This window comes from Pseudonocardia sp. SID8383 (assembly GCF_009864975.1).
GTDB classification, from domain to species: Bacteria; Actinomycetota; Actinomycetes; order Mycobacteriales; family Pseudonocardiaceae; genus Pseudonocardia; species Pseudonocardia alni.
The window spans coordinates 1-11,148 of record NZ_WWFY01000875.1 but is presented as its reverse complement, the minus strand read 5'-3'; the positions used below and the strand labels follow the sequence as shown (position 1 = coordinate 11,148).

Genomic DNA, 11,148 nt, shown 5'->3' with positions numbered 1-11,148 from the left:
CCCCGGACGGTGGGCGGGCGGTTCCTCGACCGGGACCGCGGCCGCGGTCGCGGCCGGCGTCGTCCCGTTCGGGCTCGGGACCGACGTCGGCGGCTCGGTCCGGCTGCCCGCGGCCTGGTGCGGCCTGACCGGGCTGAAGCCCACGGCCGGGGCGGTGCCGCGCACCGGGGTGATGCCGCTGTCCTGGACCACCGAGACGGTCGGCCCGCTGGCCCGCGACGCCCGCACCGTCGGTCTGCTGTTCGGCCTGCTCCGCGGCCCGGACGGCGTCGACCCCCGGGTGCCGCAGCTGCCGCCGCTGCCACCGACGACGGTCCCGGCCGACCTGCGCGGCCTGCGGGTCGCCCGTCCCGGCGGCTACCTCACCGCGCTGTGCGACGCGGCCGTCCGGGCGGGCGTGGACCACCTCGTCGACGTCCTCACCGACGCCGGGGCCACCGTCGTGCCGGGCGAGATCCCGTCGGCCGAGCAGGCGCTGCCCATCGGCTACCAGGTCGTGTTCACCGAGGCCGCCGCGGTGCACCGGGTCGACGCCGACCGCTGGGGCGACTACGACCCGGTGACGGTGCGCCGGATCAGCCAGGGCATCACCACACCGGCCGCCGACCTCCTGCGGGCCCTGCAATTCCGGGTGCAGCTGCAGGCCGAGCTGGACGCCGTGTTCGCCGGGGCCGACCTGGTCGTCGTCCCCACCACGCCCGCGACCGCGCCGCGGCTGCCGGACTGCACGGTCGTCGTCGACGGGGAGCGGTACCCGCTCTACGCGGCGCAGTCGCGCGCCACGATGCTCGGCAACCTCACCGGGGCGCCCGGGCTGGCCCTGCCGACCGGCCTCGCCCCCGACGGCTGCCCGGTCTCGGCGCTGCTCATCGCCCGTCCGCACGACGAGATCACCGCGCTGCGGGTCGCCGCCCTGTTCCAGGAGCGCACCGACCACCACCGGCGCACCCCACCGGTCGCCGACCGGATCACCTGACCGTCCCACTCCGACCCGGAGGTCACCGATGACCACCATCCCGGCCCCGTCCACGACCACCTCGCTGTCCGCCACCGTCGGCGCGTTCGCGGCCCGCGCGACCCTCGACGACGTCCCCGCCGAGGTGCAGGAGCGGGCCCGCCACCTGATCCTCGACGCCGTCGGGCTGGCGTTCGCCTCGACCGCGTACGGCTTCCCGGGGGTCGCCGTGGCGGCCCTGGCGTCCTTCGGGGGCGCGGGCGACCAGCCCGTGCTCGGCCTGCCCGACCGGCTCCCGGCCCGTGACGCCGCGATGCTCAACGGCGTGCTGATCCACGGCATGGACTTCGACGACACCCACATCCCGGCCGTCACCCACGTCTCCGCCGCGGCGCTGCCCGCTGCGCTCGCCGCGGCCGTCGCCCGCGGGGCGGACACCCGGACGCTGCTCCTGGCCTACGTGCTCGGTGTCGAGGTCTCGGCCCGGGTCGGTATCGGCGGCGCGGGCGGGTTCCACGACGTCGGGTTCCACCCCACCGCGGTGGCCGGGGCGTTCGGGTCCGCCGTCGCCGCCGGGAAGGTGGCGGGCCTGGACGCCGACGGTCTCGCGACGGCGCAGGGCGTCGTCGGCTCGATGAGCTCCGGGCTGCTGGAGTTCCTGGCCGACGGGGCCTGGACCAAGCGGCTGCACCCGGGCTGGGCCGCGATGTCCGGGCTCACCGCGGCCGGGTTCGCCGAGGCGGGCTGGAGCGGGCCGGGCGCGGTCTACGAGGGCCGGTTCGGCCTCTACAACTCCCACCTGGCCGGGCGCGAGACCCGGCCCGGCGCGGTCGGCGAGGGTCTGGGCGGAACCTGGGAGCTGATGCGGACCGCGGTCAAGCCGTACCCGATCTGCCACTTCATCCACGCCTTCGCCGACGCCGCGCTGCTGCTGCGCCCCGAGATCGGCGACACCGCGATCACCGGGATCCGCTGCGCGATCCACCCGGTGCCCGGCAAGGTCGTGTGCGAGCCGGCGGAGGCCAAGTGGACCCCGCGCGACGAGTACGACGCCAAGTTCAGCCTCCCCTTCGTCGTCGCGACCACGCTGCTGCGCGGCCGCTTCGGGCTGACCGAGCTGTCCGACGCGGCACTCGCCGACCGCGCCGCGCTCGACCTCGCCCAGAAGGTGCGGGTCACCGACGACCCGGACAGCGCCTTCCCTGCCGCCTACTCCGGCGCGATCGAGATCGAGCTGGCCGACGGCCGGGTCCTGCGCCACCGCGAGCAGGTCAACCGCGGCCATGACGAGCGCCCGCTCACCAACGACGACGTCGTCGCCAAGTTCCGGGAGACGATCGGCACGGTCGCCCCGGCGGCCGTCGCCGACCGGGTGCAGCGCGCGGTGCTGGGGCTCGGCGACGACACCCCGGCCGTGGAGTTCGCCGAGGCCTGCCGTGGCTGACCGCCCGGTGCGGGTGGGGGTGTTCCTGACCCACCAGCAACCCGCCGGGCGGGACCCGCTGCTCGCGCTGGCCGAGCAGCTGTCGCTGGTCCGCACCGCCCGCGACGGCGGCCTGGACTCGGTGTTCGCCGGTCAGCACCACCTGCCGGAGTCGTTCTCGCACATCCAGCCGCTGCCCTGGCTGGCCCGGCTGGCCGCCGAGGCCGGGAACATGCGGATCGGCACCGGCATCCACCTGCTGGCCCTGCACAACCCGGTCGACACCGCCGAGAGCTTCGCCGGCCTCGACGTCGTGACCGGCGGGCGCTCGGTGTTCGGGGTGGGGCTGGGCTACCGCGAGGTCGAGTACGCCGCGTTCGGGATCCCGCCCGGGGACAAGGTCCGCCGGTTCACCGAGAACCTGCGGATCGTCCGCGCGCTGTGGACCGGGGAGCCGGTGCACGCCGACGTGGACTGGTGCCGCCTCGACGGGGTCCGCGCCACCACGCTCCCGGCGGCCGTGCCGCCGGTCTGGATGGCCGCGAACTCCGACGGCGCGGTCCGTCGCGCCGCCCGGCTCGCCGACACCTGGATGATCAACCCGCACGCGACCGCGGCGACCGTGCGCCGTCAGCTGGACCTGTTCCACGCCGAGCGGGCCGCCGCCGGGCGCGGTCCGCTGCCCGAGCTGCCGCTGATGCGCGAGGTCTACTGCGCGCCCACCCGGGAGCGGGCCGTCGAGCTGGCCCGGCCGTACCTCGCCGGGAAGTACGAGGTGTACGCGGACTGGGGCCAGGACCGGGTGCTGCCCGGCGCCGAGACCTTCCGCACCGGCTACGACGCGCTGGCCCTCGACCGGTTCGTCGTCGGGACCCCGGAGGACTGCCTGGCCGCGCTGCTGCCCTGGCGCGACGAGGTCGGCGTCGACCACTTCGTGCTCCGGACCGACTGGGCGGGCATGCCGGTCGAGGACGCCCGCGCCTCCCTGGACCTGCTCGCCCGCGAGGTGGCACCGGTGCTGCGTGCCGCCCCCGCCACGACCTCCCGAGCGCACCCCCGGCCCGAGGGGACCGGCCCGTGAAACGGGTCGGAGTCGACGTCCCGGAGCGGGCGAACGCCGCCGGTGAGGTCCTCGTGCCGCCACGAGGACACGGCGCCCGAGCAGGTCCGCCGGGTCAGCGCACCGGGACGGGCCGCCCGGCCCGGTGCAGCAGCGCGACCGCGCGATCGACGACCGGCTTGTCGACCAGCGCCCCGTCCAGCACGGCGACGGCGCCGGTCTCCGCGGCCGCGACGACCCGGTCCGCCCACGCCAGCTCCTCCGCCGAGGGGCGGAAGGCGGCGGCGACACCGGGGACCTGGGCGGGATGGATGCACAGCTTCGCGGTGAGGCCGAGGGCGAGTGCCGCGGCGCTGTCGGCGGCCAGCCGGGCGTCGTCGCGGACGGCGGTCGTGACCCCGTCGACCGGTGCTGTGACCCCGGCGGCGCGGGCGGCCAGTACGAGCTCGCAGCGGGTGTGGCGCAGTGCGACGTCGTCGAGGTGGTCGACGCCGATGTCCACCGCGAGGTCGACGCTGCCGAAGGCGGGACGCACGACGCCGGGGGCGGCGCAGATCTCCTCGGCCCGGCGGACCCCGAGCGCGGTCTCGACGACGGGCACGACCGGGGTGCCCGGCGGCAGCCGGTCCGCCAGCGCGGCGAGCTCCGCGCCGGTCTCGGCCTTGGGCAGCACCACCGGACAGCCGAGTGCGGCGACCACGGCGACGTCGTCGTCGAACCAGGGCGTGCCGGTGCCGTTCACCCGCACCGCGGCCCGGCCGCCGGCGGCCAGCCACTCCCGGACCTGCTCCCGCGCGGCGGTCTTGCCCTCGGGCGCGACGGCGTCCTCGAGATCGACGATCACGACGTCGGCACCGCTGGCGACCGCCTTGTCGTAGCGGTCCGGGCGGGAGCCGGGGACGAAGAGGAAGGTGGTCGCGGAATCGATAGCGAGCATCGGTCCATCGTTAATGTCTGATGTTTAGCTGTCAACGCCGAAACCTGCGCTTCGCGCTCTCCAAGGTATCGCAGAGAAAACATCTGATGATTGCTTGAAACGACAGCCGGCGCCGTGCGACGCTCCCTGTGACGCCCCACACGGTCCGCCCCGGGCCGTGCCACCCCGACCGGTCGCCGACGCCCGGCCGGTGTCGTGGCCGCGCCCGCCCCGCGTGCGCGGCGCGGCGCCGTTCCCGCGAGGCCCGCCCGGGACGACGCCGAGAGGAACCGATGAGGACGCTGGGCAAGGGAGCCGGGCTGACGACCTGCCTCGTCGCCGCGGTCGCGCTGCTGACCGCCTGCACACCCGCACGGGAGGCACCGCCCGACGGGGTCCGGACCCTCGTGGTCGCCGACTCCTACCCGGTGTCCCACCCCGCGTCCCGGGACGGGATCGTCCACTTCACCGACCGGGTCCGCGAGCTCACCGGCGGCGCCCTGGACGTCGAATACTACCCGTCCGAGCAGCTGGGCAAGTCCACCGACTACGTCAAGCTCGTCGCGAGCCGCGCCGTGGACATCGGGGTCGTGTCGCCGCCCTACCTGTCCGACAAGCTCCCCCTGTCCAACGTCGGCGACCTGCCGGGCCTCAGCACGGATTCGTGCACCACCGCCCGCGCGGTCGGCGAGCTCACCCGGGAGGGCGGGTTGCTGCACCGCGAGGAGTTCGCGCCCCGCGGGCTGCGGACGCTGTTCGTCGGCGTCGTCCCGCAGTACGAGCTGTTCACCAACGGCCCGGTGACCGACCCGGCGCAGCTCCCCGGCCTGCTCACCCGCTCCCCCGGCGGTGTCGTCGACCAGACGCTGCGCACCCTGGGCGCCACCCCGGTCTCCATCGCCGGACCCGAGGTCTACGAGGCGATGTCGCGCGGCACCGTCGACGCGATGACCCTCCCGCCGATGAGCGCGGTCCCCTTCCGACTCGACGAGGTCGCCTCGCACGCCACCGAGGGCGCCCCGCTCGGCGGCTTCACCCTCACCTTCGCCATCTCCGAGGCGCTGTGGCGGGAGCTGCCCGAGGCCCACCGCGACGCCATGACCCGGGCGGGCGAGGAGACCTCCCGGCACCTCTGCGCGGTGATGGACGAGCAGACGACGCAGGCCCGGTCGACCCTCGAGGACGGGGGCATGACCTTCACCGCGCTGACCGCCGCCCAGCAGCAGCGCTGGCAGGACGCGGTCGCCTCGGTGCGCGCCGACTGGGCCGCGGACATGGAGGCCCGCGGGCGACCCGGCCGCGCCGCGCTGGACGCGATGGAGGCGGCGCTCGACCGGGCCCGCGACGAGACCCCGGAGGCCGCACGATGAACGCGGGCACGACGAACGCGGGCACGACCCGGCCGGGCCCGGTGGACCGTGTTCTGCGCACGGTCGAGAACGCGGCGGCCGCCGTCGGCCTCACCGGCGTCGTCGTCACGGTCGCGCTGATCGTGATCGACGTGGCCCTGCGCTACCTGGTGGGGGCGCCGCTGTCCTGGTCGGTGGGCTTCGTCGGCGACTACGCGCTGGTGGGACTGTTCTTCCTCGGGCTGTCCTACACGGTCCGCGAGGGTGCCCACGTCCGGATCGACCTCGTCCACAAGCGCCTGGGACCGGCCGGACGACGCATGCTCGCGGTCACCGGGTCGGCCCTGACCGCCGTGTTCCTGGCACTGGTCGGCTACGGCGGGCTGCTCCTGACCGCGGGCGCGCTCCGCCACGGCGACGTCCCGCTCGCCGGGGCCTCGGAGCTGTCGTGGCCGGTGTGGACCTCGGCGGTGCTGGTACCGATCGGCGCGGGGCTCGCGGTGCTCCGGAGCCTGCACACGCTGGTCCACGACCTGCGCGGCCCCGAGCCCGCCGCCCCCGCCACCCCCCTCACCTCGGCCGCGGAGGAGATCGCCTGATGGTGCTCGCCGGAGTCCTCGTCCTGCTGTTCGTCCTGCTGTTGGCCCGGGTACCGGTCGGCGTCGCGATCGGGGTGAGCGCCGTCGTCGGGTTGCTCGCCCACGGGGGGCCGTCCGCCGCCGTCGGCTTCCTGGAGACCACCCCGTACGCGGCGGTCTCGACCTACACCCTCGCGGCGATCCCGCTGTTCATCCTCATGGCCCAGCTGGTGCTCAAGAGCGGGGTCACGACCGAGCTGTTCGCTGCGGCCCGGGTGTGGGTCGGGCGCGTCCCGGCGGGTCTGGGGGTCGCCACGACGACGACCGGCGCCACCTTCGCCGCGGTCTCCGGGTCGAGCACCGCGGCCGCGGCCGCACTGGCCTCGACGACCATCCCGGAGATGGAGCGCGAACACTACGACGGCCGGCTCGCGAACGGTCTGGTCGCCGTCGTCGGCACGCTCGCAGCCATGGTGCCGCCCAGCATCATCCTGGTGTTCTACGCGATCCTGGCCGAGGTCAGCGTGGGCCAGATGCTCGTCGCGGGCCTGGTGCCCGGGCTGCTCGTCACGGTGACGATCATCGTCACGACGCTGTTCCTGGTGCACCGCAAGCCCGCGCTCGCGCCGGCCGGTCGCCGGTACACCCTGGCCGAGAAACTGCGGACAGTCCCCGTCCTCGGGCCCGTCGCGTTGCTGTTCCTGCTGGTCGTCGGCTCGATCTACCTCGGGCTGACGACGCCGACCGAGTCGGCGGGCCTCGGTGTCGCCGGTGCGCTGGTCATCGGGCTGGCCCGGCGGCGGCTCGACCTCGCCCGGATCCGCGACGCGCTCGTCGAGACCCTCACCTCGACCGCGATGATCCTGCTGATCATCGCCTCGGCGTACCTGTTCGGCTACTTCATGACGCTGACCCGGATCACCGGAACCCTCGTCGACGCGATCGCCGGCGTCACCGCGCCGCCGCTGGCGATCTTCGCCCTGATCGCGCTGGTCTACCTCGTGCTCGGGGCGTTCCTCGACCAGCTCGCGATCCTCGCGCTCACCGTCCCGGTCGTGCTGCCGGTGGTCGAGCAGCTGGGCTACGACCCGATCTGGTTCGGGGTGATGATCATCCTGTTGGCCGAGATCGGCCTGGTCACCCCGCCGCTGGGGATGAACGTCTTCATCGTGTCCAAGGCGACCGGACGCCCGGCCGAGGAGATCTTCGTCGGGGTCCTGCCCTACGTGGCGGCGCTGCTCGTGCTCGTCGCCGTGCTCGCCGCGCTGCCCGGTGTGGTGCTGTGGCTGCCCGAGACGATGGGCGGGTGAGCCGGCCTCAGCCGCGCCAGCGCCGCTCGTAGCGCTCCCGGGCCGCGTCCCGATTCCCCGCGTCGGCCTGCTCCCGCACGGCGGCCGCGTGCCCGACCGGGTACCCGGCCTTCGCGACGCGGTGCTCGGCGGACTCGTACATGTAGGCCACCGAGTAGAAGTAGCCGAGGATCGCCCCGGCCAGCACCGACAGCGCCCGGACGTACACGGGGCCGGGGATGAGCAGGAACAGCAGCACCCCGACCGGCAGCAGCTGGACGGTGGTGCGGACGAGGTGACGCAGCTGCCAGGTCCGGGTCGTGACGTCGTGCAACACCCAGCCGCGGTGCCGGGCGGGCAGCCCGGCACCGTAGACGTAGGCCAGCCACCGCAACGGGTTCGGCCGCTCGTTCACAGTTGGTCCCCCAATTCTTGGTACACCAACAATGTACGATGTCCGTCATGGCGAGCGCATCCCCGGACGAGGGTGACACGCGTGACGGTGACACGACCGACGGCGACCCGGGCGGGGACCTGCTGCGGCTCGACCGTCAGGTCTGCTTCGCCCTCGCCGTCGCGGCCCGCAACGTCATCGCGCTCTACCGGCCGCTGCTCGAGCCGATGGGTCTCACCCACCCGCAGTACCTGGTGATGCTCGCGCTGTGGGAGCGCTCCCCCCGCTCGCTGGGTGAGCTGGCCCGCACGCTCGCCCTCGACCCGGGCACGCTGTCGCCGCTGCTCAAGCGCCTGGAGGCGGCCGGACTGGTCGACCGCCGCCGGGTCCCCGGCGACGAACGGACGATGGCGGTCTCCCTCACCGTCGCGGGCCGGGCGCTGCGCGCGCGGGCCGAGGCGATCCCGCCGGCCGTCGTGGAGCGGCTCGGGATGCCGCTGGCCGAGCTGGAGGAGCTGCGGGCGGTGCTGGACCGGGTGATCGACGCGTCGCGGAGCTGACCGCGACGGCGGTGCCCGTACGGTCGGGGGGTGTTGATGAACGCAGGCAGCGCCGTCCTGCTCCTGGTCGATCTGCAGGAGCGCCTGGTCCCCGCGATGCACGACGGCGAGCGGGTCGTCGCCCGGGCCGCCCGGCTCGCCGAGGCCGCGACCCTGCTCGAGGTCCCCGTGCTGGCCACCGAACAGGTCCCGGAGAAGCTGGGCCCGACCGTCGAGCGGCTCGCCGGGCTGCCGCACCTGGTGATGCCCAAGACCCGCTTCGCCGCCGACGACGACGTGCTGTTCCCGCCCGGCCGCGGCGAGATCGTCGTCGCCGGGGTGGAGGCACACGTCTGCGTGCTGCAGACCGTGCTGGAGCTGCTCGCCGACGACCGCCGGGTGGTGCTCGTCGCCGACGCGGTCGGCTCACGGTTCGTCGAGGACGAGCAGCTGGCGCTGCAGCGTGCCCGCGCGGCCGGGGCCGAGATCGTCACCTCGGAGATGGTGCTGTTCGAGTGGCTGCGCGACGCCGCGCACCCGCGCTTCCGCGAGGTCCAGAAGCTGCTGAAGTAGGCCCGGTCACCCGTCGCGGGGCTGCAGGTGGTCCGGGTCGGGGTCGGGCAGCGGCACGTCGGCCCGACCGGCGATCAGCGGCTCGACGGCGGCGAAGAACGGCGGCGCCGCGACGGTCCCGCCGAACGCGCCGTGTCCGCAGTCGCCCAGGTGCACGGGGTTCCCGGGGCAGATCTCGGACGGGTCCGGGCCGTCGGCGAACACCATCGAGGACCCGGCGACGCCGTCGATGCCCCCGGTGCCCCCGACGAACGCGACCGACTCCGAGGAGTTGGTCGTACCCGTCTTGCCGATCGTCGGCCGCGTCCAGCCCGCGGCCCGCGCCGCGGCCGCCGAGGTACCGGACACGGTGTCCCCTCCCAGCCCGGCGGACAGGGTGTGCGCGATCCCGGGGGCGACGGCCTGCTCGCAGGCGGGCCGGTTCACCGGCACCGCGGCGCCGTCGCGGTCGGTCACCGACAGCACGGCGTCCGGGGCGCACCACACGCCGTCGCTCTGGACGGTCGCCGCCACGTTCGCCATCTCCAGCGTGGACACCGGGCTGACCCCGAGGGTGAACGACGGCAGGTCGGCGAAGAAGGTCGACTGCGGCTGGGAGATCCGCGCGTCCGGCGACGACGGGTCCGGCGTCCCGCCCGCCGCGTTCGACGCCAGGGTGTCACGCAGTCCGAGCCGGCGCGCCATGTCGACGACCTTCGCGATACCGGTGCGCTCCTCCAGGTCGACGAACGCGGTGTTCGGCGAGGTCGCGAGCGCGACGGGCAGCGGGACCGGGTCCGGGTAGTCCGGCGTGTCGTTGCTGACGGGGTAGCAGCTGCTCCCGGCGCCGGGGAAGCACGCCGAGGCCGGGTCGGGCAGCGTGCTGTGGTAGCCGACGGTGCCCGCCTCCAGCGCCGCGGCGGTGGTGAAGATCTTGAAGGTGGACCCGGCGCCGAAGACGTTCGACGGCGCGGCGACGAGGTCGCGCGTGGTGTCGCCGGCCGCGGCGTCGGTGCCGGGCCGGCGGTTGGCGACCATGGCGAGGATCTGGTGGTCGCCGGTGGCGGCGTCGCCGTGGCCGGGCCGGATCAGCGCCAGGGTGTCGGCGACGCCGTCCTGGGTGCGCGGCACGTTCGCGTCGACCGCCTGCTGCGCCGACGCCGACGCGGCCGGGTCGAGGGTGGTGCGGATCGTGTAGCCGCCGGTGTCGAGCTGCTGCTCGGTGAACCCCGCCTTCTCCAGCTCGGACACCGCGTACTCGCAGAGGAACCCGGCGCCGTCGGTGGCGCCGTAGCAGTTGTGCCCGGGGACCTGCGGCCCGCCGGGGCGCACCCCGAGCGGCGTGGCCGTGGCCTCGGCGGCCTGGGCCGGGGTGAGCGACCCGGCGTCGCGCATCGCCGCGATCACGGTGTTGCGCCGGTCGGTCGCGGCCTGCGGGTGGCGGAACGGGTCGAACAGGGTGGGGTTGTTGACCGCGCCCGCGAGCAGCGCGGCCTGCGGGACCGTGAGGTGTGCGGCGTCGGTGCCGAACCAGGCGCGCGCGGCGGCCTCGACGCCGTAGACGTTGCCGGTGAACTCGACGGTGTTGAGGTACCCGGCGAGCACGTCCTGCTTGGACGTGCCGTGCGCCAGGCGCTGGGCGAGCACCGCCTCGCGGATCTTGCGGGTCGGGGTGTCGGCGTGGTCGGCCCGCTGGGCGGCGGGGTCGTCGCGGTCGACGACGTCGACCAGCCAGTTCTTCACGTACTGCTGGGTGATGGTGGAGCCACCCTGCACCGCGCCGCCCGCGGCGTCGGTGACCAGCGCGCGCAGGGTGCCGACGGGGTCCACACCGGACTCGTCGAAGAACCGGCGGTCCTCGACGTCGACGATCGCGGCGGCCATCGACGGGGCGATCCGGTCGTAGGACACGGGGATCCGGTACTGCTCGTCGAGGTAGGCGATCGGGGTGCCGTCGCGGTCGGTGAGGACGGTCGCGGCCGGCAGTGTCGCGGCGTCGGGGAGGTCCCCGGTGGCGCCGTCCGGGACGGTGGACGCGACCGCGGCGAGGCCGGCCGCGGCCGGTGCGGCGCAACCGGCGAGCACCAGTCCCC

At 74.9% G+C, this 11,148-nt stretch carries 11 protein-coding genes; 8 read left to right on the top strand and 3 right to left on the bottom strand.

The annotated features are described in order from the left end of the window. The 3 genes from GTW08_RS21035 to GTW08_RS21025 form a co-directional block, all read left to right on the top strand. Positions 1-976, top strand: a 976-nt coding sequence (locus tag GTW08_RS21035) for an amidase (protein WP_161152422.1), incomplete at its 5' end; no start/stop codon positions are given. Between the two features lie 28 nt (positions 977-1,004). Continuing rightward, positions 1,005-2,399, top strand: a complete 1,395-nt coding sequence (locus GTW08_RS32070; RefSeq protein WP_073574390.1) for an MmgE/PrpD family protein — start codon at positions 1,005-1,007, stop codon at positions 2,397-2,399. Then, complete coding sequence (locus GTW08_RS21025) at positions 2,392-3,459, top strand: LLM class flavin-dependent oxidoreductase (protein ID WP_073574391.1); 1,068 nt, start codon at positions 2,392-2,394, stop codon at positions 3,457-3,459. The genes GTW08_RS32070 and GTW08_RS21025 overlap by 8 nt, the downstream gene beginning before the upstream one ends. A gap of 94 nt (positions 3,460-3,553) precedes the next feature. On the opposite strand, the gene GTW08_RS21020 is transcribed toward GTW08_RS21025, so the two are convergent. Next, positions 3,554-4,375 carry an HpcH/HpaI aldolase/citrate lyase family protein gene (locus GTW08_RS21020; protein WP_073574392.1) on the bottom strand — a complete coding sequence of 274 codons (822 nt, stop codon included), beginning with the start codon at positions 4,373-4,375 and terminating at the stop codon, positions 3,554-3,556. 272 nt (positions 4,376-4,647) lie between these two features. Between GTW08_RS21020 and dctP the strand changes: the two genes are divergently transcribed. The 3 genes from dctP to GTW08_RS21005 are packed head-to-tail and all read left to right on the top strand — an operon-like array spanning position 4,648 to position 7,591. Then, a complete protein-coding gene (gene dctP / locus GTW08_RS21015; protein ID WP_083658093.1) occupies positions 4,648-5,724 on the top strand; it encodes a TRAP transporter substrate-binding protein DctP in 1,077 nt (358 codons plus the stop codon). Next, positions 5,721-6,302: a TRAP transporter small permease gene (locus tag GTW08_RS21010; RefSeq protein WP_161152421.1), complete on the top strand. Its 582-nt coding sequence runs from the start codon at positions 5,721-5,723 to the stop codon at positions 6,300-6,302. The genes dctP and GTW08_RS21010 overlap by 4 nt, the downstream gene beginning before the upstream one ends. Continuing rightward, on the top strand, positions 6,302-7,591 hold the full coding sequence (locus GTW08_RS21005) for a TRAP transporter large permease (RefSeq protein WP_073576938.1): 1,290 nt from the start codon (positions 6,302-6,304) through the stop codon (positions 7,589-7,591). Before GTW08_RS21010 ends, GTW08_RS21005 begins: the two co-directional genes overlap by 1 nt. Before the next feature lie 7 nt (positions 7,592-7,598). Here GTW08_RS21005 and GTW08_RS21000 read toward each other — a convergent pair whose 3' ends face one another. Beyond that, positions 7,599-7,985: a DUF5313 family protein gene (locus GTW08_RS21000; protein ID WP_073576939.1), complete on the bottom strand. Its 387-nt coding sequence runs from the start codon at positions 7,983-7,985 to the stop codon at positions 7,599-7,601. 47 nt (positions 7,986-8,032) lie between these two features. Between GTW08_RS21000 and GTW08_RS20995 the strand changes: the two genes are divergently transcribed. Then, on the top strand, positions 8,033-8,524 hold the full coding sequence (locus GTW08_RS20995) for a MarR family winged helix-turn-helix transcriptional regulator (protein ID WP_083658855.1): 492 nt from the start codon (positions 8,033-8,035) through the stop codon (positions 8,522-8,524). Between the two features lie 36 nt (positions 8,525-8,560). Further along, positions 8,561-9,076, top strand: a complete 516-nt coding sequence (locus GTW08_RS20990) for an isochorismatase family protein (RefSeq protein ID WP_174565895.1) — start codon at positions 8,561-8,563, stop codon at positions 9,074-9,076. A gap of 6 nt (positions 9,077-9,082) precedes the next feature. Here the strand turns inward: GTW08_RS20990 and GTW08_RS20985 are convergent. Then, on the bottom strand, positions 9,083-11,148 hold a 2,066-nt coding region (locus tag GTW08_RS20985; protein ID WP_161152420.1), incomplete at its 5' end, for a transglycosylase domain-containing protein.

Excerpts from the sequence above, each read along its gene's own strand:
- GTW08_RS32070 (WP_073574390.1), top strand. The coding sequence starts at position 1,005 with ATGACCACCATCCCGGCCCCGTCCACGACCACCTCGCTGTCCGCCACC.
- GTW08_RS21020 (WP_073574392.1), bottom strand. The coding sequence starts at position 4,375 with ATGCTCGCTATCGATTCCGCGACCACCTTCCTCTTCGTCCCCGGCTCC.
- dctP (WP_083658093.1), top strand. The coding sequence starts at position 4,648 with ATGAGGACGCTGGGCAAGGGAGCCGGGCTGACGACCTGCCTCGTCGCC.
- GTW08_RS21010 (WP_161152421.1), top strand. The coding sequence starts at position 5,721 with ATGAACGCGGGCACGACGAACGCGGGCACGACCCGGCCGGGCCCGGTG.
- GTW08_RS21005 (WP_073576938.1), top strand. The coding sequence starts at position 6,302 with ATGGTGCTCGCCGGAGTCCTCGTCCTGCTGTTCGTCCTGCTGTTGGCC.
- GTW08_RS20995 (WP_083658855.1), top strand. The coding sequence starts at position 8,033 with ATGGCGAGCGCATCCCCGGACGAGGGTGACACGCGTGACGGTGACACG.
- GTW08_RS20990 (WP_174565895.1), top strand. The coding sequence starts at position 8,561 with ATGAACGCAGGCAGCGCCGTCCTGCTCCTGGTCGATCTGCAGGAGCGC.